This window comes from Micromonospora yasonensis (genome assembly GCF_026013475.1).
GTDB classification, from domain to species: domain Bacteria; phylum Actinomycetota; class Actinomycetes; order Mycobacteriales; family Micromonosporaceae; genus Micromonospora; species Micromonospora yasonensis.
Window position 1 is genome coordinate 10724 of record NZ_JAPDPH010000035.1, and the last position, 25833, is coordinate 36556.

At 69.9% G+C, this 25833-nt stretch carries 18 protein-coding genes; 1 reads left to right on the top strand and 17 read right to left on the bottom strand.

The genetic code is table 11. The annotated features are described in order from the left end of the window. Window positions 1-490: 490 nt before the first annotated feature. The 3 genes from ONA70_RS10415 to ONA70_RS10425 all read right to left on the bottom strand — a co-directional run bounded on the left by ONA70_RS10415 (window position 491) and on the right by ONA70_RS10425 (window position 10396). Window positions 491-6673: a S8 family serine peptidase gene (locus ONA70_RS10415; protein ID WP_265006158.1), complete on the bottom strand. Its 6183-nt coding sequence runs from the start codon at window positions 6671-6673 to the stop codon at window positions 491-493. A gap of 257 nt (window positions 6674-6930) precedes the next feature. Further along, window positions 6931-9885 carry an ATP-binding protein gene (locus tag ONA70_RS10420; protein ID WP_265006159.1) on the bottom strand — a complete coding sequence of 985 codons (2955 nt, stop codon included), beginning with the start codon at window positions 9883-9885 and terminating at the stop codon, window positions 6931-6933. A gap of 202 nt (window positions 9886-10087) precedes the next feature. Further along, complete coding sequence (locus ONA70_RS10425; protein ID WP_265006184.1) at window positions 10088-10396, bottom strand: transposase; 309 nt, start codon at window positions 10394-10396, stop codon at window positions 10088-10090. A 384-nt stretch (window positions 10397-10780) separates the two neighbouring features. On the opposite strand from ONA70_RS10425, the gene ONA70_RS10430 reads away from it, so the two are divergent. Further along, the gene (locus ONA70_RS10430; protein ID WP_265006160.1) at window positions 10781-12655 is read left to right on the top strand and encodes a Xaa-Pro dipeptidyl-peptidase; all 1875 of its coding nucleotides are present in this window, start codon (window positions 10781-10783) and stop codon (window positions 12653-12655) included. A 98-nt stretch (window positions 12656-12753) separates the two neighbouring features. Here the strand turns inward: ONA70_RS10430 and ONA70_RS10435 are convergent, their stop codons facing one another. From ONA70_RS10435 to ONA70_RS10500, 14 genes are all read right to left on the bottom strand, one after another. Then, complete coding sequence (locus tag ONA70_RS10435) at window positions 12754-12921, bottom strand: hypothetical protein (protein WP_265006161.1); 168 nt, start codon at window positions 12919-12921, stop codon at window positions 12754-12756. Next, window positions 12918-13067 (bottom strand): hypothetical protein, encoded by a 150-nt coding sequence (locus ONA70_RS10440; protein WP_265006162.1) that lies wholly within the window; start codon window positions 13065-13067, stop codon window positions 12918-12920. The genes ONA70_RS10435 and ONA70_RS10440 overlap by 4 nt, the downstream gene beginning before the upstream one ends. A gap of 21 nt (window positions 13068-13088) precedes the next feature. Further along, window positions 13089-13586, bottom strand: a complete 498-nt coding sequence (locus tag ONA70_RS10445; RefSeq protein ID WP_265006163.1) for a DinB family protein — start codon at window positions 13584-13586, stop codon at window positions 13089-13091. A 291-nt stretch (window positions 13587-13877) separates the two neighbouring features. Next, window positions 13878-14111, bottom strand: a complete 234-nt coding sequence (locus ONA70_RS10450; RefSeq protein WP_265006164.1) for a hypothetical protein — start codon at window positions 14109-14111, stop codon at window positions 13878-13880. Window positions 14112-14147: 36 nt separating this feature from the next. Further along, complete coding sequence (locus ONA70_RS10455; protein ID WP_265006165.1) at window positions 14148-14765, bottom strand: tetratricopeptide repeat protein; 618 nt, start codon at window positions 14763-14765, stop codon at window positions 14148-14150. Between the two features lie 134 nt (window positions 14766-14899). Beyond that, complete coding sequence (locus tag ONA70_RS10460) at window positions 14900-15610, bottom strand: hypothetical protein (RefSeq protein ID WP_265006166.1); 711 nt, start codon at window positions 15608-15610, stop codon at window positions 14900-14902. A 270-nt stretch (window positions 15611-15880) separates the two neighbouring features. Further along, window positions 15881-17485 (bottom strand): carboxylesterase/lipase family protein, encoded by a 1605-nt coding sequence (locus tag ONA70_RS10465; protein ID WP_265006167.1) that lies wholly within the window; start codon window positions 17483-17485, stop codon window positions 15881-15883. Window positions 17486-17686: 201 nt separating this feature from the next. After that, the gene (locus ONA70_RS10470) at window positions 17687-18361 is read right to left on the bottom strand and encodes a response regulator (protein WP_265006168.1); all 675 of its coding nucleotides are present in this window, start codon (window positions 18359-18361) and stop codon (window positions 17687-17689) included. Next, complete coding sequence (locus tag ONA70_RS10475; RefSeq protein ID WP_265006169.1) at window positions 18358-19635, bottom strand: sensor histidine kinase; 1278 nt, start codon at window positions 19633-19635, stop codon at window positions 18358-18360. Before ONA70_RS10475 ends, ONA70_RS10470 begins: the two co-directional genes overlap by 4 nt. 21 nt (window positions 19636-19656) lie before the next feature. Then, entirely contained in the window at window positions 19657-20511 is an 855-nt protein-coding gene (locus ONA70_RS10480) for an ABC transporter permease subunit (RefSeq protein ID WP_265006170.1), read from the bottom strand. Further along, entirely contained in the window at window positions 20508-21434 is a 927-nt protein-coding gene (locus ONA70_RS10485; RefSeq protein ID WP_265006171.1) for an ABC transporter ATP-binding protein, read from the bottom strand. The genes ONA70_RS10480 and ONA70_RS10485 overlap by 4 nt, the downstream gene beginning before the upstream one ends. A gap of 1081 nt (window positions 21435-22515) precedes the next feature. Next, a complete protein-coding gene (locus ONA70_RS10490) occupies window positions 22516-23889 on the bottom strand; it encodes an FAD-binding oxidoreductase (protein ID WP_265006172.1) in 1374 nt (457 codons plus the stop codon). Window positions 23890-24258: 369 nt separating this feature from the next. Beyond that, window positions 24259-25494, bottom strand: coding sequence for an RNA polymerase sigma factor (locus ONA70_RS10495; RefSeq protein WP_265006173.1), 1236 nt, complete (start codon window positions 25492-25494; stop codon window positions 24259-24261). Continuing rightward, the gene (locus ONA70_RS10500; RefSeq protein WP_265006174.1) at window positions 25491-25820 is read right to left on the bottom strand and encodes a YciI family protein; all 330 of its coding nucleotides are present in this window, start codon (window positions 25818-25820) and stop codon (window positions 25491-25493) included. Before ONA70_RS10500 ends, ONA70_RS10495 begins: the two co-directional genes overlap by 4 nt. Between the last annotated feature and the right edge of the window lie 13 nt (window positions 25821-25833).

Consider the following 25833-nt stretch of genomic DNA (forward strand, 5'->3'; position numbering starts at 1 on the left):
GGATCGGCGAACGACCCCGGCTCGCGGAACCCGTCACCTTCGTCGGCCTCGAAGTACAACGTCGTCACGTCGTAGCGCAGCAACGTCGCCGGCCCGAGGCGCACATGCTCGGCGCAGACGCGGGCCAGCCGGCCCGCCACGGACCACCGGCCGGATCAGGCTCGGGCCCAGCGCCGTCCTCGACCGGCACACCCTCGGTCTTCCCGCCGGCGTCGCAAGCCTTGCCTCCCGTGGCATAGCCGCAGCCGCCGCTTGATCGTCGCGTACGACGGCGCCCACGCGCCGGCCTCGTCCAACACCCGCACCGAGTCGAGCTTGCTGGTCGGTTCAAGGATCCTGGCCAACACCAACGCCTTGAACACCTCGTCCTGCTCGGCAGCCGCCCGTCTTCACCGCCCGCATGTACGCCACGACCGACACGGTCAGAGCCTCCACGGCAATCCTTTTCCGAGGAGGCTCTGACCGCTGCTGGCGGACCGGTTCGGCTATCTCATAGGCGCGGGTCCTCCTGGACCTTCAGGGCGTTGAGGATCGGGTCGCGCTCGCTGATCTCGCTGCGGAGCTCGACCTTCAGGTCACCGCCAGTGTGCTCAACGGTGACCGTGTTCAGGTCCGCGGTGAGCGCACCCGCCCTCGCCTGCACGTCGTGGTCGTGGAGCACGGCCTTGCCGTCGACCAGAACATCGAAGGTACGCATGCCGGCCTTGACCTTCTCGATCTCCGCGAAGTCGAGGCCGATCTGGTACGTGCCGGCGGGCGCGTTCTTGAACACGTAGGTGAACGTCTTCGCGGTCCGCTGGGTGCGGAACAACGCGTCATCCTCGGTGCCCGCGATGTCCGCCTTGGTAGCACGCGCGATGCCGCCGACGTACCCCCACGGTCCCGAGCCCAGCTCCTGGTCGGGCGACCAGACGAAGCCGTCCGCACCGACGAGCCCGGACCCGCCCACGTCGACGCCCTGCCAGTAGGCCGAGGTCGCCAGACGGACCGGCGTGTACTGGGCCTCGCCCTTGCCGGCGTTCGACGCCACGAGCACGTCACCGACGAGTACGCCGGGCTCGACCTCGGAGTTGTCGACCGTCGCCGTGACCGTGGTGGACTCACCGACCGCGAGCTCGACCGTGCCGGCCGCGGCCTCACCCGTGAGCGTCAGCCACGGAAGGTCGGCAGCCTGGTGCCCACCCTTGGTGCGTGCCTGCTCGCTGAACTGGACCCGGAGCGGCGCGGAGCCGGTGTTGGTCACGGTCACGTCGGCGCTCGCCGTCTGGTCGGAGCCGAGGAACCAGTCGAAGTCGCCTCCGGTGACGGTCGCGACGCCGGTGGTGAGCGCGGTGTCGACCACCTCGGCCTGGTCCTTCTTGGTGATGGTCACCGGGTGGCTGGCCGCGACGTAGTTCGGCGCCCAGACCTCCACGGTGTTCGCGCCGACCAGCGCCTGCGCCTTCCAGCGGCCCAATGCATCGGCCGAGATGACCCGGTCGCCATTCGGCGACTTCAGCGTGATGATCGCCCCCGCGATGGGCTTGCCGTCGTTCGCGTCGGTGACCGTGCCCTCGATCGTGCCCGAGGCCGGGAGGGTGTACTGCAGCCCCAGACCGGCCGTCAGGACCGGCTGGTTGAAGGAGTACTGGCTCGCGGGGTTGCGCTTGAGGCTCTCCACGCCGACCGTCGCCGACGACCCGCGGGTCAGAGGCTTCTCGCCGCCGATCCCGTCTCCGTACCCGATCTGGATCCGTCCGTCCGCGATCAGGGTGACCGAGAAGCTCACGCGAGCCGTCCGGTCACTGTAGAAGGTGACGTTGCGCCACTCGATGACCTGCGCTGCCAGCCCGTCCACCTCGGTCGTGCCGAGGTAGATGCCCCCCTTGGCGTCGACGATGAGGTCGTCCCAGAGCGGGTAGATCGCGTCGATCGGGCTCCGCGACGGTAGTGCCGTGTTGTTCCCCAGCGAGCTGGCCCGGTCGAAGACCAACGAGCCGTTGGTCCCCACGCACACGCCGTCCCAGGCCGTGTCGTAGAACGGGAACAGGAAGCTCGAGTCGAACCACAGCACTCCGCAGACGTCGTCGCCGGTCCAGCCGGAGTTCTCGGTGCCCTGGCGGTAGAGCCCGCTGGTCACCGTCATGGAGTACGAGCGACCGGCGGGAGCCACCGGCACCGCGCCCGGTGCCGGCTGCTCGGGCTCGGGCTCCGGCTCGGCCTTGTCTGCGCGCGGGTCGAGCGTCACGCGCAGGGCCGCGATGCTCGGGGCCCGCAGACCCCTCGAACCGCGCAGCTCCACGGTCAGCGGACCGCCCTCGTGCTTCACGACGGCAGTGCGCCAGTCGGCGGCGTTCGACCCCACGGCCGCGGCCGCGTCGTACGCGTACTCCGTCAGCGAGCCGTCCACGAGGACGTCGAACACCCGCTTGCCCTCAGCCACCTTCTCGGTCTCGGCGAACCCGAGGTCGATCGCGTAGGTGCCCTTGGGTGCGTCGGGGAACGTGTAGGTCAGGTCCTTGAGCGGCGTGGTCCGCTGCGACTGGAACAGCGTGTCGTCCGTCGTGCCCTCGATCCCGGCCTCCGTGGAGGTCACCTTGGTCATCCCGTCGTAGCCCCACGCCCCGTCGCCGGAGGCCTGGTCGGCGGACCAGGCGTAGCCGGAGCCGTCGGTGAACGAAGGGCCGCCGGCGTTGACGCCGACCTGGTACTTCGTGGTCGTGAGCGTCACTGGGACGTAGGTCTTGGACTGGCGTCCGGAGTCGGACCTCACCACGATGTTCGCGCCGAGGACTCCTGGCTTGGCGTCCTTCGAGGAGACCGAGACCTTGACGGTCGTCGACTCACCCGGGGCAAGGGTGCCGCCGGTCGAGGACAGCGACAGCCACGGCAGGTCGGTGAGCAGGTCGTCCTCGACGTCGACGAGCACGACGTCATCGGCGATCTGGTCGACGGCCCAGAGCGCGCCGGTCACGTCGGTGGCAAGGCCGCCGCCCTGGCGCGCCTTCATGCCTGGGAACCACCAGGCGTTGACGAGCTGACAGGTGCTGGGGTTGACCTGGATCAGCCGGGTCGGTCCGCTGCTGGCGAGGTCGCTGTACCAGAGTGTGTTCGACGCGGGGTTGTAGGCCAGCCCCATCACCTCGGGCTTGGGCGCGGCGCAGTAGGAGAGGAACTCGCCCGGGTTCTCCCACGAGGTGCCGGCGACGGTCCCGATGGAGCCGTTCTGGCGGCCGCCCACATAGAAGACGTCGAGCGTCGGGTTGTAGGCGAGCCCGGTCAGCTGCACCGTGGACCACGTGCCCTTGATGACCCTGGTCTCCTTACCGGTCTCCCGGTTGAAGCAGTGGATCACCGAGCGCGGGCTGTCCTCGATCTGGCACATGTCGCCGGTCCGAGTGTCGAGCTCCAGGTCGAACGCGCGGTAGGCGGGGTTCCACGCGGCGTCGAATACCTTGCCGGTCGGCTTGCCGGTCACCGTGTAGGCGGTGTTGGTCCTCGCGTCGTAGTCGTGGACCCAGACGTCGCCGTCGTACCCGACGCCGGTGGGCTCCTTCTCCTCGATCTTGCCGGGGATGGCGATCCGGGTGATGACGTCCCCGCCGGAGGTCGTGCCGATCTTGTCGGCGGCTCGCGCTGCAGCGGCATCGACCTTGGTGCTCGTCCGGTCGAAGGACGACGGCTGCATGCCCGTCGACGTCGTGTTCCAGGCGGTGAGGTCGATGGTGCTGTCGGCTCCCGTCCCGGTGCGTTCGGTGGCTCCGGTCGCGTCGAGCTCAGGGTGGCGTCCCGCCTCGCCCAGGTCGTACTTCAGCGGTGCCGAGCCGGTGTTGGTCAGCGTGAGCGTGCCGACGCCCTTCTGGTCGGTACCCAGCACCACGTCGAGGCCGTCGGCCTTCAGGCCGGCGATACCCGTGGTCAGACGTGCGTCGATCTTGGCCTTCGCGTAGAGCTTGTCGAGGGAGAAGGGGTATGCCGCGGTCGTGTAGTTCGGCGCGTCGACCGTCATGGTGTAGTCGCCGACGGGCAGCTGGCGATGCACGATGCCCGTCCCGTTGGTCGTGACGGTCTCGACGAGCCCATTCTTGTTCGTGAAAGAGACCTTGGCCCCGGCCACCGGCAGCCCGTCGTTCTGGTCGACGACGGTCGCGTCGAGGTACCCGAAGTCAGGCAGGTCGTAGGTGACGATCATCCCGTCGTGCAGCACCGGGGCGTTGTCGGAGAACCGGATGCCGTCGACGCCGGCCCAGCCCTGTATGCCGGTGATGGCGCGGGCGCCGGCGGTCACCGGGTCGTCGGTGCCGATCCCGTGGCCGTACCCGAAGATCACGGTGCCGGAGCGGGTGAAGGTGGCCGAGAAGCTGACCGGCTGCGTGTACTCGGACCGGATGGGGTAGGCCCAGATCCGGACATCGCGGAACTCGACGACGAAGGCGTCCTCGCCGTTGACCTTGGTCGCCGCCGTGTAGACGCCACCGCCCGTGGTCTGGACGGGGGTTTGGACATAGAACGGGAAGGCGCCGGCACCGCCGGTGCCGGGACCGGTCGAGGCGTCTGGGGAGATCACGCCGCGCAGGCTGATGCCGAGGGTGTCGTGGCTCCCGTTGTAGAGCGCGACCGGGAACGGCAGCTTCACCGTGGCCCAGACGCCGCTCGGGAACGCGACCGGGTCCGTGCCGCGCAGGTACTCGCCTTCCGAGACGGAGCAGGTGTAGCCGCCCTCGTCGACGACGAGCGCGACCGGGATCTCGGGCGAGTCGTTCTGCGCGCCGACGGTCAGCGGGACGGTCGTGGGCGAGAAGCAGGCGTTGGGCTTGATGTTCAGCGCGTACCCGCCCTCGGGGACAGCGGCGATCGTGAACGCGCCGTTGGCATCCGTGCGTACCGCGGCCAGCGGCGTGTCCTTGACGGAGACGTCGGCGTTCGGGACGGGCTGCTTCTTGTCGTCGACGACCCTGCCGCTGATGTCGTGGCGCGCCGCGGCGGTGAGGGGAACCTCGAGGGAGGTCTTCTGGCCGACGGTGATCGTGGCGCTGCTGGTCGCGGTCAGGTAGCCGAAGACCTTGGTGCTGATCTGGTAGTCGCCGACCGGGAGGTTCATCGAGAACCGGCCGTCCTTGTCCGTCCCGATGGACCGGCTGAACGGGCCGCTGATCGTCACCTCGGCGGCGGGGACCGGGGCACCGTTGGCAGTCACGACACCGGTCAGGGTGCCGCCCTGGCGCGGCGCGAGCTCGAGCAGGCGGACGAGGTCGAGCCGACCCTCGCCGTACTTGTTGTTGAAGGCGGCGGTGCCGCCGCACTCGGTGTCGTCGACGTCGACGGCCGACTCGGCGAGCAGGCGGCGGGTCTCCTCGACCTGCCCGATGAGGGTCGGGTCATAGCTCCACAGCGCCGCGACGGCGCCGGCGACGTGGGGAGCCGCCATCGAGGTGCCGGACATCTCGGTGTAGCTGTTGTTCGGGTAGGACGACCGGACGGTCACGCCGGGGGCGGAGATCTCGGGCTTGAGCCGGCCACCTTCACCCTCGCCCTTGCGGGAGAACGACGCGAGCGTGCCGTTCGACGCGTAGGCGCCGACGGAGTAGGCACTCGCGGCGGAGCCGGGCGAGGAGACGGTGTCGCAGGCCGCGTACGGCGAGGTGTTGCCCGACGACCAGACGCTGAAGATGCCCGCGGCGCTCCAGGCCTCGTCGATGGCCTGGAAGAAGTCGTCGAAGTTGTGCTCCGCACTCTGGCCCCACGAGTTGTTGATGACGTGGGGGCGCTTGGAGACGTCCGGGTTGTTCCCGTGGACGTCGGTCGGGGCGAGCAGCCACCAGCCGGACTCGAGCAGCGACTCGGGGCCGTTCGACGCGCAGCACCCGTTCGTCGCGATCCACTGCGCGTCCGGGGCGACGCCGACGTGGTTGGTGCCGTCGTCGCCGACCATGGTGCCCATGGTGTGCGTGCCGTGTCCGTTGTCGTCGCACGGCGCGCCCGTGCACGTGCCCCGGGTGGCCATCCAGTTGTAGTCGTGGTCGAACGTGCCGTCGCCCTTGTTGCCGCGGTAGGAGTCCACCAGCGCCGGATGGTCGAACTGGACGCCCGAGTCGAGGTTGGACACGGTGATGCCCGCACCGGTGGCGCCCATGGCCCAGGCCTGGGGGGCGTGAATGGCGTCCAGACCCCACGAGACGGTGCCCGCCTCAGCGGCGGCCGCCGGGGTGGCGGGGCGGACGGCCTGGTCAGCCGGGCTCTTCTCGTCCACGGGCTCGACCAGCGCGACCTGCGGCGACGCGTGGATCTCGGCGACCTGCACCACCGAGGCCACGTCGAGGGCGAGGTGCTCGGTGCCGCCCTTGACGAGCACAGCGTTGGCGATCGGGTAGGAGGTGTATTTGACGCCTGCCCCGTCGAGTTCGGTGGAGACGGATGCCACGGAGTCCTTCGCCGCTGCGGTCAGCGCGTCGTAGACGAACTGACCGCGAGTGGTCCAGTCGGCGATCTTCTTCGCCGGCGCGAGGTCGGCCTTGGTGTCGAATGTGATCCAGAAGTCGGAGACCGGCTCCGCGCGGAAGCGGTCCTTCAGGTCCGACGCGATCTTGCTGGCGGCCGCACCGGGATCCGGCTCGGCGGCCGACGCTGATGGTGGCGCGATCATGCTCAGGCCGACCGCTACGGCCAGCGAAGCGACGAGGGTTTTGAGTCTCATGTGGGGGCCTCCGGCCTACAGAGGTTGGTAGGGGTCGTGGCTCTTGTGGTCGTCGGCGTCGCGGGCGTCGCGGGCGTCGCGGGCGTCGCGGGCGCTGACGCGCGGCTCGCGCGACAGCTCGAGTGGTGGCTGGTGCTCAATGACGGAGTCGTCACGCGCGATGGGTCGCTCAGGCATGCACTGCCCCAGGGCCATGGATCATGGAGCCATGCTCGGGGGGGCGAGCGACCTTAGCTATCCAGCGGATACGTCAATTTTCACGACGGGTCGTCGAGGGAATCCTCTTCTGCGAACACTCCGGCCTCTACTGCCTTGACCGCGAGCGCGGTCCGGGAGGTCACCTTCAACTTGCGCATCGCCGCACGCAGCTGTTGATCCACCGTGGCCGGCGACTTGGCCAGAATCCGGCTGATCTCCCGGTTCGTCTTGCCGGCGACAACCAGCCGGACCACGTCGAGCTCACGAGGTGAGAGCCGGTCGCCGTACCCCCGTCGACCGCCGCGCCACAATCGCGGAACCTCGGCGCCATGTTCGCGAAGCCGCTGTGCGACACGGTCTGCATCGCCGCGGGCTCCGAGCCTGAACAGTTGCTCGTACTGTGCGGCCAGCAGCTCTCGGCCCTGTTCGATCTGGCCTTGCGCCATGAGCGCCTCGGCTTGACGCTCGCGGGCGAGCATGGCGTCGTAGGGGCGCGGCAACGAGCTCCAGGCGCGCGCCGCCCGGTCGTATGCCGTCGCCGCGCGGGCGTGGTCTCCGGCTGCGGCGACCAGCAGGGCACGGCATACGGTGAGCGCCGCGCGAGGCGCGGGCGCCGTACGGCCACGCAGTCCTCTGGCGAACTGGTCGCCCAGGCGTGTCGCGGCCTTGAGGTCGCCCGCGGCGAGGTGCGCCTCGATCCGGGCGGGGACGAGGTCCGTCGCCCAGACCCAGATGCCTTTTCTCCGGACTGTGTCCATCGGCTCGTTCGTGATCTGCAGCGCCCGGCCGCTGTTTCCGTCCGTCAGCCACAGTCTGGCCAGCGCAGCGGCGGCCTCCATCGTGTCGTCGGCTGCGCCGAGACGGGCAGACTCCTCGAGGACCAGCCGGAACTGCTCCTCCGCAGCGCGCCGCCGTCCGGCCGCGGCTGCCAGCCGGGCCGCGAGCCGGATGCTGCCGAGGTAGAGCGCCGGCCGGTCTCGGTCGGCATCGGCGAGTGCCGCGCTTCGCTCCGCGAGGCCCTCCCACCGACCGGTGAGCCACGCCAGGTTGGCCTGTTCGAGTCGGACGTTGTATTGCAACCGGGACGCCTGCTCGGCCTCGGCAAGGCGCATGGCCACGACGAGATGTCCCTCCGCCTCGGCGTACCGACCCCAGATCAGTGCGCCGGTCCCGACATTTGCGTGAATGCGGGCCACGTCGAGACGCTCCGCCGAGGTCGCACCGTCGATGGGCAGGTCGGCGACGACGTCCCAGGCTTCCTCTTCGCCGAGCATGAGCAACGCGGCGGCCCGGTTGCCGGCCAGGTTCAGCCGCTCTGCGGGAGAATCGAACTCGGCGGTGAGCTCAGCGGCGCGATCCAGCCAACGCCGATGAGTCGACGCCGGCCACGGTCCCGCATAGGCCCATCCGAGATAGGTCATCGCCCGAGCCGCCTCGACCGGGTCATGGTCTAGGTTGGCCACTGCCTGCTCGAGCTCGCTGAGTGCGGCCTGCGCCTCACCCCCGGTGATCAGTAGCCGACCCAGGGGGTTGCGGATCTCGGCCTGCTGGCGTGCGGAGAGACCGGGGGTCTCCAGCACCGAGCGCAAGGTACGGATCACGCGGTGGTAGACCTCGTCGACCGGTTCACGACGGCCCAGTGCGGCTACTCCGGCGATGCGCGCGACTCGCGCCCGATCCGACGGCGGCAACTCGGACCACGACAACAGATCGACCAGCAAGGCGACCGCCTTGGTGTGGTCACCCGAGGCCATGGCCAGCTCGGCGCCCTGCTCGGCGTACCGCGCCCAGGACTCCGTCTCGCCCGCCTCACGGAAGTGGCGGGCAAGGCGTGCGACAGGCGGTGGATGGATGTCCTCCAACGCCCGGCCGGCCAGCAGGTGGAAGTGTCTGCGATCGGTCAACGGGATCGCCTCGTAGACAGCCGTGGCGGCCAGCACATGCCGGAATCGCCACTGGCCGCGGTCGTCTCCGTCCAGGACGCCGGCATCGGCCGCCTCCGCGATAGCGCCTCGACACGCATCTGGTGACAGACCAGCGGTCACCGCGATCGTGGCCACCGATGACCGCTCAGCCAACGTCGCCGCGGCTCGCAACACCTGCTGCGCCGTCGGCGACAGACGGCCCACCCGCTCCCGCGTGGAGTCGCGCACCGTTGGCGGCACCTGTAGCTCGCGCAGCTTCAGCCGGACCCACTGCCCGTCGCGGAAGACGAGGTCGGCACGGTCGCACATGAGGCGAACCGACTCCTCCAGCGCCAGAGGAACGCCACCGGTCCGCTCGTGCATGAACGTCGTGAACTCCTGCGATATCGGGTTGCCGTCCAGCATCGAGGACACCAGCGCTGCCGTGTCGTTGGGTCGCATCGGCGCCAGGGCGATCCTCAGCTGGGTCACGCCAGCAGGCAGCCGGGACGTCAGCCGCAGCAACAGCGATCCGGCGTCCACCTCCTCCGGCCGATAGGAGATCACGAGGCTTGGCCCGTCCGACTGCTGTCGGGAGGTGACGAACAGCAGGAACTCCAAGGTCACCTCGTCGGCCCAGTGAGCGTCCTCGAGTACGAGAACGTCGACACGCAGAGCCCGGAGCAGCTCGTCCAGGGCGCGGAACAGGCGATGCCGTGCCGCCTTCGCATCGTCCAAGGGCTGCAATGCGGGCGGCAGGTCCGAGGACCATTCAGGGAACAGGGGCCGTAACGCACCCGCAAGATCGGTGAGCCGCAATCGCGACGCCGGCCGGTCGATCCCACGGAACGCGTCGACGATCGGCCCCAACGTCAGCGATTCTCGAAGCGGTGGGCACACCGAGACCAGGGCAGTGCGCTGGTGCGGCGCGGCCAACCACTCTCGCAGCAGTCGGCTCTTCCCGATCCCCGCCTCGCCCTCCACCAGCACGATGGCCGGTGGCCGGGCCAAGGCGCCCCTGAGCGCCGCCATCTCCCGATCACGACCCACGAAATCCGGCGTAGAAACCGTCGGTGAAGTCCCGTCGTCCTCGGGCGAGGGGTCGAGCATGCGTGATGGTCTCGCTTTTCGATGCTCGGGCGCAAGTACCATCGCGGCGACTCGCGTTGCGGGATCCTCAGCCGGAGTGAGCGATGTCCACCGATAATGGTGACGGCGCCCTGCGCCCAGGGTGGCCCTCTGGGGACGTGATGTCAACGGTCATCGCGGGAGATGGCTCTGGCACGGCGGTGGTGATCGTTGTTCGTTGATGTCAGTCGGAGAGGACGATCCGGTGGCGTAGGAGGTCGGGGTTCGCGCGGCCATACATCTGCCTTCTAAGCATTTTGATCCGGTTTACGTTGCCTTCGACTGGGCCGGAGCTCCAGGCGACGCGGTCGTCGGCGTGGACGCCGATGATGTCCGCCGGCAACTCGACGTTGCGGGCCGCTCGGCGCCGCAGCAGTGGATTGATCGAGCGGGCCCACCGCAGGGCATCGGTGAGCTTCGGCGCGGCGTCGTCGAGATACGGGATCCAACGGCAGCGGACGTCCGCGGAGCCGAAGTGTCCGTCGCCGGGCACAGTGGTCACCTCGATGTCGATGCCGGCCCGCTGCTGCTCGGTGAGGCCTGATGGATCGATACTGCGGTGCGGACCTCGACTGCTGCGTCGGTGGCGAGCCCCACCGCCATCAACGAATGGTTGTGATTGCGCCGCTGGCTCTGCCCGGGGTGTTGGAGTCGTGGAGCAGTTCCTGCACAAGGTCAATGACCAGCTCGGGTCGTCCGATGAACGGTGAGTGACCTGACTGCCACTCACGGATGGAGTCGCAGCGCGCAGCCATCATCCGTTGCAGGCCGGGGTCGATCGAGCAACGGCCATTCGCGCCCGAACGACCATCGACCGCAGTCAGTGGCGCAACTACCATGATCCCCTGGAATAGCCCCCCCCCCACGGGAGGAACCTGTGCGCCAACCGCGCTACCGCACCCTGCTTGCCGCCGCTCTAGCCACCACATCGGTCCTGGCCGTGCCCGCAGCACCGGCCGGCGCTGCGCCGACGCCGTCACCCGGCATCGTCGTCAGCGGCGGGATGACCCAACCAGTGTTCTCGTTCGCCGACGCCATCGAGGAACGGGTGTGGGTGGAGACGCCACTCGACACCGACCACGACGGCGTGCTGGACCGGGTCGTCGCCGACATCTCCCGCCCTCGGGAGACCGCCACGGAGGGCTTCAAGGTCCCCGTCATCTTCGAGCACAGCCCGTACCGCAAGGGCACCTGGAACGACGTGCCGTACCCGAGTGTGCTGGTGGACGAACTGCCGCAGACCGGGCTCACCAAGCACCTGCGCAGCCAGTCGCAGGCAATCGCGATCCAGCAGGCCAAGGCCAACCTGCCCGGCAGCCTCGACGACTACTACGTCCCGCGGGGGTACGCCGTGGTGCTCGGGCAGAGCATCGGCACCGCGGACTCCGACGGCTGTCCGACCAGTGGGGACACGGCGGAGACGTTGGGCACGAAGGCCATCATCGACTGGCTGGGCGGCCGGGCGAAGGCGTACAACGCCGCCGGTGTGCCGGTAACCGCCGACTGGACCACCGGAGCGGTGGGCATGACCGGCGTGTCGTACAACGGGACGCTGCCCAACATGGTCGCCACGACCGGGGTCGAGAACCTCAAGACCATCATCCCGGTCTCCGCGATCAGCAACTGGTACGACTACTACCGGGCCAACGGACTCGTGGTGGCACCGGGCACCTACCAGGGCGAGGACCTCGACATCCTGGCGCAGTACACGGCGGGCAGGGCGCGCGCCGAAGGCCGATGCGCCGACGAGATCGCCCAGCTGACGGCGGAACAGGACCGGATCACCGGTGACTACAGCGACTTCTGGCGGGCACGCGACTACCTGCCGGGCGCCAAGAAGGTCACCGCCAGCGTCTTCGTCGTGCACGGGCTCAACGACTGGAACGTGAAGACGGAGAACTTCGCCGGCTGGTGGGACCAGCTCGCCGCGGCCGGCGTGTCGCGCAAGATCTGGCTGCACCAGGGCGGCCACGGCGGCCCGGGCAACACCGCGACGGTGACGCTGCCGAGCGGCCAGGCGTGGACGTACAAGCAGACCGAGAACCGCTGGTTCGACTACTGGCTGTGGGGAGTGCAGAACGGCATATTGAACGAGCCCACGGCGGTCCTGCAGCGCGAGGACCGGTCCTACACCACGTACGCCAACTGGCCGGACCCGGGCGCCCGGGACGTGGCGCTGACCCTCACCGCCGACAGCGCCACCGAGCCCGGCAACCTGATCACCACCGACGCCCGGAACCAGCGCGCCGAGCAGCCCTTCGTGGACGAGGGCCGCACGCTCAGCCCGAGCACCCTGGTGGCCGGTCCCGACACTGCCAGCCCCAACCGGCTCGTCTACCGCTCGCCGGTGCTGACCGGCGACGTGCGGCTGTCCGGGCGCCCCGAGATGCGGTTGCGGATGTCCATCGACAACCGCGACGACGCGAACCTGTCGGTCTACCTGGTCGACTACGGCGCTCCCGGCTCGACCACGCGGCCGGTGGTGGTGACCCGGGGGTGGATGGATCCGCAGAACCGGACCGGCTGGTCGCACACGACCGCCATCCAGCAGGGGTTGATGTATGACTACCGCTGGACCCTGCAGCCGAAGGACTACGTCTTCGCGGCGGGGCACCGCATCGGGGTGGTCGTCTTCTCCACCGATCAGGAATACACCCTGCTACCACTCGGCGGCACCCGACTGACCGTCCAGCCCGGCTCCAGCCGTCTCACCCTGCCGATCGTCGGCGGCCGCGAGGCGCTCGGCTTCTGACACGTCGCCGGCCCGGGCGGCTCCTGCGCCGTCCGGGCCGCCGGCGGCTCGCCTTCGACGCCCGGCCGGTCCGATTCGGCGGCGCGCCGCCACTGGACTCAGACCACTGGCCGGGCCGTCAGGTACCGGTAGCCGTTGTCGGTCTCCTCGGTGAGCCAACCGTTGATGCTGCTGAGCCCGCGATCGTTGACGTGGGCGCCGTGTATCGCGAACGCCCGCTGCCGTCTGATCGCGTTGACGAAGTCGATTGCCTCCGTCATCTTCATCCACGATCCTTGGCGAAGCGGTCGTCCTTGTTGCCGGCTGCGCCATAGCGGCGGCGCAGGTGCTTGGTCTGGTTCGGGGCGATCACGAGGTGTTGCAGCAGCAGGTGGGCACCCAGTGGTCTCAGGACACGGAAGCCGCCGCTCACTGATCGGCGGACGCCCGCGCACTACTCGTTGATGAGCTGCTCTCGAAGAATGTCTGCGTGCCCACAGTGCTGGGCGAGCTCGCGCAGCACGTGGAGATATACCCACCGCAGCGGAAGCGGGCCCCGCCGGTGCCCGTGAAGGATGTCGTCCAGACTCAGGGATGACGTCGCATGGCGTGATGCTTCGCAGGCTTCGCGGTGTGCGCGCTGGACGGTGGCGATCGTGTCGTCGTCATCGAGGATGAACGACTCCTCTGACGTCGCAGGGATGCCGATCTCAGCGCGCGACCGGCACGTGACGGCTTCGTCAAACCAGACCTTCTCGACGAAAGTCGCGTGCTTCACAAGACCCAGCAGCGTGGTCCGGGAGGCCACCAACGATCGGCGCACCTGTTCCTCTGTCAGCCCGTCCAAGCAGCCATTGAGCGCGCCGCGGTGCTCGTCGAGGAACGCCTCGAACTGGGCACGGGCTGGCTGGGCGACGACCTGGTCAGCGAAGGTAGGCGGGTAGGAAGGCATGGGCGAAGCATTCCAGACCGTCGCCCAGGAGCAACTAGCGGACATCGGCAGGTCCGGGTGCGCCTCGTAGCCAAGCTGTCATGACGGGTCCGTCGCCCCGGATCGCGACATGAGCACACATTCCGGGATCCCTCACGCGCTACGGATCGCCGGCTTCCGCCGCGTCAGTTGGCGTCGACCAGTGCACGCTTGGGGAAGCATCGATGACGGACACGATCTCGATCAGCACCGACACGTCGGGAGCCTAGCGTTGGGCGCCGCCGCTACGTATTCAGCAGGTCCCGCCGCAGGTCATCGGCATTCCGGGAGGTAGCGGATCACCCTGGTGCTGCCCTTGCAATCGGCTGGACAGTCCTCGTGGAAGTTCGCGGACTGCTGGGCACCGGCGAGGAGATATGACAGCCCTACCAGGTCGCCGTCCTTCAGCAGCCGTGCCTCGGCCTCGAGTTCCTCGAAGCGCCGCTGCTCGGTCAGCAGCCAGCCCAGCCGACGGTAGGAAGAATTGTGGCCGGGCTCGGCGAGCATGTCCCGGACGAGCTGAGTCGCCTCATCCAGGCGACCCTATGCCGCCAGCAGCCGCACGCGAACGTGCCCCTCGCCAGCGTCAACGGCAGCTCGGTAGGCGGCCACCGCCTCGTCGGCGCGGCCGAGCTTCTCCAACAGCGCACCCAGCGGCCATCGAGAAACACCCTCGGCGCCGATCGCTGACCGATAGGCGCGGACCGCCTCGTCCAGCTGGCCCGCCCGGGCGTACAACTTGGCCAGCCGGACGCCCGCCGCCGCCTCACCAGCCGCGATCGCCTTCCAGTACTCGGTGATCGCCTCGTCCACCCGGCCCGTCCTGACGAGCAACACGGCGAGGCGTTCCCGGGCTCGTGGCTCACCCGCCTCCACCGCCGCCCGCCACCCGGCAATAGCCTCGTCGGACCGGCCAGCATCCGCAAGCATGTCCGCCAGGCCGCCGTACGCCCGAGGCAGACCGGCCTCGATGGCGGCCCGCCAACGCGCCTCCGCCTCCTCGACGCGGCCGTTCTCCATCAGCAGGCCGGTCAGGCGGTCCACATCTAGCCAGTCCCCGACGCGGGCCCGGGCCTCGAGAAGCGTGATTGCCTCGTCCACCCGCCCCTGCTCGACCAGCCACTCGGCGCGATCGTCCGGATCAATCGGCTCATCGATCATGCCGGCACGATACGACCCGCTTGTCCCACGGCCCACCCGATTCCGCACCACCACGGTCCGAGTCGGCAGAGCGCGCCAGGCTATTGACGCTCACGGCCGCTGCGGGTGCGCTAACGCCCTACTCGCGGGTGAGGTCAGGCCCGACCGGCGGTCGTGGTTCGGCCACGCAGCAGACTGATCCCCGCGGCCACGACCCACGCCATGCAGAGCAGCCGACCGACCGGCAGCAGCACCGACCCGTAGAACCACACCGCCGACACGACGGACAGCATCGCGGGCACCGCGGCGGCGACCCCGAAGACGCGCACCGGGCGGGTCCAGCCGCGAGCCCGCGAGACCAGCCACACGAAGACACCAAGGGCCACCACGTGCACCACTCCCCCGAGTACGAAGCTCAGGTCCCGCAGGGTCACCACCGTGTCGACCGAGCCGCCCGGCGCGACGATCCCCAGCACCACCGAGAGCAGCGCGGAAAGAGCCATGCTGAGCACCGCAACGATGCCGGCCGCGAGCGCCCACCTCCGGCGCCGGGAGCCGGCTGAGATCCCGTCCGAGCCGGCGCCGGTCAAACGCCCGGCGACGACAACCGCCAAGCCGAGGACCGACAGCCCCTGAAGCACGCCGATAGCCAGGGACGACGACGTGTTGGTCCGGAAATACTCGTAAACCTCGGCCTTTGGGACGCCGGGCAGCGGCATGGCGTCAGAGCTCAGCACCCTGGTGGCGATGTTGACGGTCAGGTACGCCAGCAGGAACGTGGCCGCGCCCACGAGCGGGACCACCACACGCCTGCCGCTCGCCTGTGCTCGCGCGGTCTGCACCGCCTGTACGTCCGCGGAAGTCATGATCCTGCTCCTTCGTCAGCTCCGAATTGAATGGCACAACCATCGGCCTTCGTCGGCGCGAAGACGACGGCTCGACGACGGATCCGCCGATACGCGATCTGACGTAGTGATCCCGTGGTCGTACGTCCTGCGGTGCAGGCTGCTGTCGGCCGCTACGCGCCGAAGTCCGACCGCCCGTGTCGGCTCGCTCCGCGCCCTCAGGCGTCATGGATGACAGATCGCTCGGGTCGGCCGGCCCCGTTGGGACCACCGCCGCGCGGGTGGCGGGATTCAGGCCGAGCCGTTCCAGAAACCGCAGTGGTGTGCCTGGCCGAACTCGGTGACCGCGGTGCCGCCAGGCCCAGCAGTCATGGAGAGCACCCGACCGTCGCCACGGTACTTCGGCCAGGCCGGCAGGCCGGTGCCGTTGGGATCGCCGCTGGCGGCGAAGTTCGACCAGTACCCGATCAACTGCTCGGATAGGTGCCGCTGCGGCGCGGTCAGGGGCGGGTCTCCCGGACCGTCGAACGCGCCGTCGAACAGGTACGGCAAATCGGCGCCGTGCGGGGCGCCCAGCGGAAACCCGGCGATGTGTGCGCCGCTGTCCTCGGCGAACTCGTAGGCGTACACCGGGGCGTGTGCGGCCGCCGCCCGGTCGGCCGGAAGTACCGGACAGGCGCCCAACATGCGGCCCCAGTCGGTGAAGACTGTGGCCAGCGCGACGCCCGGGCTCGGGTAGCTCGCGGCTGGATAGCGGGCGAGTATCGCCTCCGTACGAGCGCCGAATTGCGCGGCGATCAGGTCCGGATACTCGGCGGCGGTCACCGGGTGGCCGCGGCCGTCGTGCTCGAGCGCGATAAAGGGGCGCATCTCGTCGTGGGTGGTACCAGCCAGCATCGGTACGCGAGCAGATGTTCCTCGACGCAGCGCGTCCAGCGGTTGCCGGGGCAGCGCTGGCGTGTCCACGACCGGCAGCCACGGCAGATCGGCGATCCGGCCGGCGGAGATGGGCATGTGTTCGGCACCCAGGGTGACCAGGCGCGCCGTCGGGATCGCGCGCAGGCAGGTGGCTTCAGTGGCCGGCGTGGCACACCCGAGGTCCTGGGCGGCCTGCCTGCCCCGTGCCAGCGCCACCTGATTGGTCACCATTGTGTTGCCACACGGGCTGCTTTGGGTGATCGCCTTCTCGAACAGGCCTGCCGCGGCGGGCGAGGCAAGCTGCGCGCAGACGCTGTACCCGCCAGCGGACTGCCCAGCCAGCGTGACGTTGTCGGGATCGCCGCCGAAGCGAGCGATGTTCCGCCGCACCCAGCGCAGCGCAGCGCGTTGATCGGCCAGCCCGTAGTTGCCGGCGTCTGAGTCGGTGGCGGCCAGCGCGGGCAGGTCGAGGAACCCGAGTGCGCCGAGCCGGTAGTTGACCGTCACGACCACCAGGTGGCCGGTCACCGCCAGGCGGGTCGCGTCGTAGTCGCTGCCTGCACCGGAAACGAAACGGCCACCGGGGAGCCACACCAGGACAGGTCGCGGCCGGTCGGCGGCGTGGACCGGTGTGGTGACGTTCAGATACAGGCAGTCCTCGTCGCCGACCACGGTGGATCCGGTCGGGCCGCCCAGCTGTGGGCAGACGGGGCCGGGGTGGGTAGCGTCCCGGGTCGAGGCCCACGGCTCGGGCGGCGCGGGTGGACGCCAGCGGCGGACACCCACCGGTGCCGCCGCATATGGAATGCCCGAGAAGGTGCGATGGTCGGCTGACACGCTGCCGTGCAGGACGCCGGAGTCCACGCGGGCGATCGGGGAGAGCGCCGCACCGGCACGGGCGGTGAGCGGGATGGTCTCGGACATCGCGAACGACGCGGCAACAGCGGCGAGCGCTGCGAGTGAGCGCATGTATTTCATGCGTTGTGACGCTAGAAAGCTCGCGGCGGGCGGTCATCCGTACGGGAGCGGCACCACGGCTACGTCAGCGCGCGTACGCGGACCAACCGCCGGCTGCCCAAGCCGCCCCGTCGCCGGGCGGCCGGGCATCCTGCACCTACCTACGGGCCGCTGACCGCCGTCAATAACATCACGGCGCAGGCCGCCGGATCGCATGGGCGGTCATCCGCCGGTGTTCGGTCGGGTGAGTCCCTGGTCGTAGGCGAATATGACGGCCTGTACGCGGTCGCGGGCGCCTATCTTGGCGAGGACCTTACCGACGTGGGTCTTCACGGTGGACTCCGACAACACGAGCCGCTCGGCGATTTCCCGGTTGGTCCAGCCGCTGCCAATCGCCACCAGGATCTCGCGTTCCCGGTCGGTGAGGCTGGCCAGCCGCGGGTCGGTGCGGCCCGGCTGCGAGGGGCTGGCGGCGAGCTGGCCGGCGAAGCGGTCCAGCAGTCGGCGGGTCAGCGCGGGTGCGATGACGGCGTCGCCGTCCGCGACCGCCCGGATGCCAGCCAGCAGCTCCTCGGGGCGCGCATCCTTGAGGAGGAAGCCGCTGGCCCCGGCGCGCAGGGCGGCGTGCGCGTACTCGTCCAGGTCGAACGTGGTCAGCACGAGCACCCGGGACCGGTCGCCGGCTGCGACGATGCGTCGGGTGGCCTCGATGCCGTCCATGCCCGGCATGCGTACGTCCATGAGAATCACGTCGGGGTGCAGCTGCTCGGCGCGGCGCACCGCCTCGGTGCCGTTGCCGGCTTCTCCGACGACGTCCGTTTCCTCGTTGTTCTCCAGCAGCATGCGGAAACCCAGCCGTTGCAGGGGCTGGTCGTCGACGATGAGCACGGTGATCATGTCCGGCCTTCGAGTGCGGCGAGCGGAGTCAGGTCGAGGATCGCCCGCACCGTCCAACCTCCGCCGGGGCGCGGGCCGGCCTCGACGGTTCCGGCGTACAGGGCGGCTCGCTCGCGCATGCCGGCGAGTCCGTGCCCGGGTTTCGCGGGCGGTGGTGGTGGGCGGTCGGGCGGCTGGGGGCCGGTGTCGTGCACCGTGATCTGCAGCCGCCCGTCGGCGGCGGTGAGGCCGACGTCGAGGGCGGTGTGCGGCCCCGCGTAACGCAGTGCGTTGGTGAGCGCCTCCTGCGCGATGCGGTACGCGGTGAGCTGTACCCCGGGGTCGAGGGCGTCGACGTTGCCGGCGGTGCGGTAGACGACGTCTGGTCCGGCCACCCGGATGCGCTCGCACAGGGCGTTGATCTCGGCGACGCCGGGCTGCGGGTGGAGTTCGGCGGCCTCGGTCTCGTCGCGCAGGACGCCGAGCACCCGGCGCAGCTCGGCGAGGGCCTGCCGGCTGGTGTCGCCGATGAGTTCGAGCGCCTCGCGGCCGCGTTGCGGGTTGCCGCCGACCGCGTACGCGCCGCCGTCGGCCAGTGAGATGATCACCGACAGGCTGTGGCCGATGATGTCGTGCATCTCGCGGGCCACCCGGGTGCGTTCGGTGGCCGCGGCGAGCTTGCTGCGTTGGTCGCGCTCGATCTCCAGGCGCTGCGCCCGGTCGCGCAACGCGGCCAGCTGTGCCCGGCGGATGCGGATGGCGACACCCAGGGCGGCGGCCGCGGTGGCGGCGCTGTAGAGGAAGAACAGCGCGTCCCACGGCGTCACGACGGCGGAGGCCCGCCACGCGACCAGGGCCATCGCGGCGGCGACGGTCAGCCCGGCCCAGAGCAGCCGGGCCGGATGGACCCGCAGCACGAGGCTATAGATGGCGATGAGTAGCGCGACATCGGCACGGAGCAGCACGCCGAGGGACCATTGCAGGACGAACACCGCAGCGATGGCGTAGAACGCGGCGGTTGGCGCCCGCCGACGCCAGAACAGCGGCAGGACGAGGCCGAGCTGCAGGGCGACCATGGCGGCCAGGGGCGGATGGTTCAGCAGGACCCGCAGCTCCCGCCGCTCGTCGGTGTGGACGAGGTCGGGAATGCAGAACACCAGCAGTACCGCGGCGACCACCGCCGCGTCGAACAGCCATGGCCGCCGGGCGTCGAAGCGCCGCAGCCGCTGGCCAAGACCAGCGAGCCGGTCGACCAGCGGATGGGCGGCGAGATGGTCGGTGCCTTCAGAGCTCATCGTCACCAACCCCTGCGATGGTCATGCGTCCCTGCGTACCAGGCGGTAGGCTCCGCCGGCCAGCGCCAGGACGGTCCAGCCCAGCAGGACCAGCGCGCCGGTCCCCGCAGACAGCATGCCCGGGGCGTGTTGCAGCGCGTACAGCGCCTCGGCGGCGTTGCTCGGCAGGTACGGGCCGATGTTGTCCTGCCAGGAGGTCGGCAGCAGCGACAGCAGCCCTGGCACCAGCAGCAGCGTGGCGACGAGCACCGAGATGGCCCCGGGCACCGAGCGCATCAGCATCCCGAGCGCGGTCCCGATCACCCCGACGAGGCTCAGATAGAGGCCGGCACCGAGCAGCGACCGGGCGACGCCGCCGTCCGACAGGGGCATGTGGGCCGGGGTGCCGTTCACGACGGCGTTGACGATCAGGAACCCGCCGAACGCGCCGGCGACGCCGACGACGAAGGCGACCACGCCGTACACGGCGGCCTTGGACCACAGCACCGGCAGCCGGCGCGGCACCGCGGCCAGCGTCGAGCGGATCATGCCCGTGGAGTACTCACCCGCGGCGACCAGCACGCCGAGCACGCCGAGCGCCAGCTGGCCGAACCGTACGCCGAACAGCGTCAGGGTCACCGCGCTCGCGTTGACGAACTCCCCCGAGCCCGGCCGGGTGCCGCCTGATGTGGTCAGCGACTTGTACCGCACCGCCGCGATGCTGCCGAACACCAGCAGGCCGGCCAGCCCGAGGGCGAGGGTGATCCAGGTGGAGCGCAGCGTCCACAGCTTCGCCCACTCCGAGCGGAGCACCCGCCGCCCGGTGACCTTGTACGCGGGGCGCGACACCGGCCCGGCGCCGGCTCCCGCCGGGCGAGCCTCCATGGCAGTGCTCATGCCGCCACCCCGCTCGTCACGGCACCGTGGTACTCCACGGCGTCCCTCGTCAGATCCATGAACGCCTCCTCCAGCGATACCTGCTTCGGGGTGAGCTCGAACAGCGCGATGCCGTGCTCGGCGGCGGCGAGCCCGATCTGCCGTGCCGACAGGCCGCTCACCTGCAGCTGCTCGGAGCCGGCCCGCCCGGTGATCTCGACGCCCGGGCTGGCCAGCGCGGCCCGCAGCCGGGCCGGATCCGCGGTGGCCACGGTGACGGTGTCGCCGCCGGCCTGGCGCACCAGGTCCTGCACGGTGGTGTCGGCGAGCAGCCGCCCGCGCCCGACGACGATGAGGTGCTCGGCGACGAGCGCCACCTCGGCCATCAGGTGCGACGACACGAACACCGTGCGGCCCTCGGCGGCGAGCCCGGCGAGCAGGTTACGTATCCACAGCACGCCCTCGGGGTCGAGGCCGTTGACGGGCTCGTCGAGCATCACGGTGGCCGGGTCGCCGAGCAGTGCGGCGGCGATACCGAGCCGCTGCCCCATACCCAGCGAAAACGACCCGGCACGCTTGCGCGCCACGGACTGCAACCCAGTCAGCTCGATCATCTCGTCGACCCGCCGCCGCGGAATACCGTGCGTGTGGGCGAGGACCATCAGGTGGTCGAACGCGGTGCGGCCCGGGTGAATCGACCGCGCCTCCAGCAGCGCTCCGACCTCCTGCAACGGCGCCGCGTGGCGCGCGTACCGCCGGCCGTTGACGCTCACCGACCCGCTGGTCGCAGCGTCCAGCCCAATGATCAAGCGCATGGTGGTGGACTTCCCCGCACCGTTCGGCCCGAGGAACCCGGTCACCATGCCGGGCTTCACTTCGAAGTCAAGGCGGTCGACCGCCGTCTTCTCGCCGTACCGCTTCGTCAGCTGCCGTGCCTCGATCATCGACCATCCCTCGCCTCGACTCCGCCGCTTTCCGGCGTCCCGTCAACGACGCTAGAGACCGAACGCCCTCCGGCGGCGGTACCACGGAATGATCTCCCGGCTCCGGCGTAGTACCGCAGTACCCATCCCGACGGATGGCCGGTTAGCTTCAGGCGCGCTCGCGCAACGCGGTGCCCGGTGAACGGCTGCGACAACGCCCCAATTACGGGCTGAGTGCCGACGGCAGTGGTCAAACTACACCGGTCAGATGGCTCACCCGGGCAAGCTGCACGTCAGAACCGTCGTCGGCATGTTCGAACGGTTCGACGATCTGCCCGAGGGACCGTACGCCTGCTCCGCTTAACTACCCCGTCCGCAGCACCTCACGGGCGAGGCACCGCCACCGACGACGCCGTGGACGAGCTGGCGGTTCGGTCGTTGAGCTGGAAGAACAGCCGCTTCATCCACTAGCCGGGGGAGCCGCGCCACTCCACGTCGATCGGCACGCAGCGCACCTCCTCGATGAGCGAACGACTATGGCTAATCGACAGCTTATTGGCGGATTAAATCCGCCATAACCGGCACCCGGGTGTCAGCGGGCACCGATACTCTTCACCCCGCGGAAGACCGGGGTCCGAAGGACTTCTGCACCGGGCCGCCCCAGGCAGTGAACCGCCGAGGGCAACGACCCCGGCCTTCCGTCCAAACCTCTGTCCGGGACACGGCCCGGTGCCGGGCACCGCCCGATTCCCCCACAAGGGGCGGCGCCCGGCGTTTACCGGATCCTCTTCGCGGCGTACGCCTTGCGCCTGCACGGAACCCTGCGGCTCTCCCGCCGGCCCCAGTCGCGCTCCGCGATGACCATGGCAACGAGCGATCCGCCGTGCCACCGCCCTCGCCCTACGGCTGGCCGGAAAGAACAGGGATCCGCGCCGCCGCGACCGCCTCGGTGGGCTCCTACACGAGTACGAACATGCCGCTTGATCAGCCCGGACGTAATTCCCGGCAGGTACCCTGCCCTGTTCGACACGATCCTCGCCGACGCCGGCATCACGGTCGTGCGCAGCGGCGTCCAAATGCTCCGCATGCACGCTCTGATGTGCTAGACCGCAAGGGTCGGTACGGCGGAGGCGAAGATGTTGTCCGGGTCGTAGCGGCGTTTGGCGCTGACCAGCCGCTCGTAGTTGGGGCCGTAACTCGGCGGGACCCGCTCGGGCTCATCCGCGCCGAGCAGGTTCGGGTAACCGCCGGGCAACGCCAGCGGCGCCAACCGTTGCGACGTTTGGTCGGCCCAGTCGCCGTACCCCGCTTCGGCGTCCTCCGGCGCCCACGCCCCGACGATCTCGACAAGCAGGTGGTCCGTGCGCAGCCCGAAGGCGGTCTCGGTCTGGCCCACTCGGGCGGCGGCGCCGTGGAAGTGGTGCATGGAGATGGCCGAGTACGGTGAGGCGATCTGCGCGGCGGCGTCAGTAAGCTCCTCGGCGGCGGCCTCGGACAGGTGAGACAGCCAGCGGGTACGCAGCCGGTAGTGGTTGCCCTCACGCATGGCGCCGTCGAACATGCTCAGCGCGTCGTGGTACGGCGTTGCGGCGATCTGGCTCATCACCGGGTTACCCAGCCGCTCCAGCCCCGCGATGAGCCGCTCGCCCTCGGCGAGGTCAGCGCCGCTCCACATGGGACAGAGAAACACCAGGGGCGGCCCGTCCGGGTTGGGCAGGAAGCCCGCCATGATCGTCGCCTCGTCGGCGGCGGTCGCCACGATCTCGCGGTACCCCGCCAGCACGGTGGCCGCCTGGGCGAACGGGAACAGCATCATCCCGGCCAGCACGGTCGGCAGCTCGTGCAGCCGGAACATCAGGCTGGTGACCACACCGAAGTTGCCGCCGCCGCCGCGCAAGGCCCAGAACAGTTCGGCGTCGCCGTCTGGGCTGGCGGTCACGAGGCGGCCGTCGGCCAGTACGACATCGGCGCGCAGCAGGTTGTCCACCGCCAGCCCGTACCGCCCGCAGAGTGGACCGTAACCGCCGGCGAGGGTCAGACCGGCCATCCCGACCGTCCGTACGGTTCCGGTGGGCGTGGCCAAGCCGTGCTGCCGCGCAGCGCCGGAAACATCGCCGATGTGCGCCCCGCCTCCGACCGTGGCCGTACCCACCCCGGTATCCACCGCCACCTGCCCCATGCCGGACAGGTCAAGCACCAACCCGCCGTCGCGCAGCGCCCGTCCCGCCCAGTCGTGGCCCCCGCCGCATACGGAGAGCGGCACGTCGCACTCGCGGGCGGTCAGCACGGCGGCGCGTACGTCGTCGTTGTCGAGGCACCGGACGATCGCGACGGGCCGGTGCGTGATCGCACAGTTCCAGATCCGGCTAGCCGACGCGAACCGGTCGTGTGTGGGCAGCAGTAGCCGGTCACCGAACACGGGGCGCAGCCGCTCGGTGGCCCGAGCCACGTCGGCGCTGGCGTTGATCGAGGTCATTGCGGCTCCCGACGAGGCAGCGGCCCCCGCCGTACAGGAGGTGGGACGGTTGGCGGGGATCTGGGGGTGGCGGCGACGCTAACATCGGCACGCGGATGCCGCTGTCTGGAACCGGACCCTTAGTGGGCGTAGTCAATACCGGCGACGCGGGCGGGTCGCTCACTGCGACGTACGACGACTCGCTGGCGTAGCCAATTCCGCATGACGATCGTCTGCGCGCTCGGCGTCGCGAATTGCGTACTCGCGACCTGGCATTCGAAGCTCGGACGAAGCGAGACCCGTGGCTGGCGCGGCAGGTTGCGGAATGTGTCGGCAGGGCGCCCCGGGACCCGGCCGCCGCTTCGCGCGCGGGTGCGGTTGAGATCGCGGCTACCCCAACTGGTCGCGGCGGCGGGTCAGGTAGGCGGTCTCGGCGGTGTTGCCGGCCAGGTCGATGGCTTTGTCGTAGGCTGCGCGGGCCTGCTGGCTGCGGCCGAGCCGGCGCAGGAGGTCGGCGCGGGTGGCGTGGTAGGCGTGATAGCCGGCCAGCTGGTGCTCGAGGCGGTCGACGGTGGCCAGTGCCACCTGCGGGCCGTCGAGCTCGGCGACTGCGATGGCCCGGTTGAGGGCGATGATCGGCGAGCGGTCGAGGCGGACGAGTTGGTCGTAGAGGGCGAGGACCTGTGACCAGTCGGTGTCGCGGATGTCGCGGGCGGAGGTGTGCACGGCGTTGATCGCGGCGAGGATCTGGTAGTGACCCGGAGCGACCCCGGCGGCGGCAGCGGCGAGGCGTTCGCGCACCAGCCGATGACCCTCGGCGATCAGCGCCGCGTCCCAGGCCCCGCGGTCCTGCTCGTCGAGCGCGACCAGTTCGCCGCTGGCCGAGACTCGGGCGGGGCGGCGGGCCTCGGTGAGCAGCATCAGCGCCAGCAGGCCGGTCACCTCACCGTCCTGTGGCAGGAGCGCGCGGATCAGGCGGGTGAGCCGGATCGCCTCGGCGGTCAGGTCGTGACGTATCGGATCGGTGTCGGGGCCGGTCGCCAGGTAGCCCTCGTTGAACACGAGGTACAGGACGGCGAGTACGCCGCAGACCCGGGCTGGGAGATCCTCGGCAGACGGCATCCGATAGGGGATGCGAGCCGCTTTGATCTTGGCCTTCGCGCGGGTGATCCGCTGCCCCATGGCACTCTCGGCCACTAGGAAGGCGCGGGCGATCTCGGGCACGGTCAGACCGCCGACCATGCGCAGCGTCAGCGACACGCGGGCTTCCATCGCCAGCGCGGGGTGACAGCAGGTGAAGATCAGCCGGAGCCGGTCGTCGTCGATGGCGCCGAGAGGCTCGGGCGGGTCGTCGTCGTACACCATCTGAGCCTCCTTCTGCTTGTCGTCGCGCTTGTTCTCGCGCCGGATCCGGTCGATGGCCTTGCGGTTGGCGGTGGTGGTCAGCCAGGCGCCTGGATTGGGGGGTACGCCGTCGGCCGGCCACCGCTCGACGGCGGTCGCGAACGCCTCGGCGGCCGCTTCCTCGGCGATGTCGAGGTCACCGAAGCGCTTGGTCAGGGCGGCGACCACCCGGGCCCACTCCTCGTGGTGGACCCGGGTGATCGCTTCGCGGACGTCGATCACGCGGACAGGAACGGCCGCACCTCGATCTTCCGGTTGCAGGCTTTCGACCCCTCAGCGGCGAGCTTGAGCGCCACGTCCAGGTCGGGTGCCTCGATGATCCAGAAGCCGGCGAGATACTCCTTGGACTCCAGGAAGGGCCCGTCGGTGAACAGCGCCTGCCCGTCGCGGTTGTCGATGACGGTGGCCGTGTTGGGCGAGGCGAGGCCGCCGGCGAAGACCCAGTGCCCCTCGGCTTGGAGCCGGTCGTTGAACGCGTCGATGGCAGCGTCCTCCTTCGGGGTGGCCGGGCCGGTGCCGTCGTCGATCACGGAAATCAGGTACTGCATCTGAAGATCATCT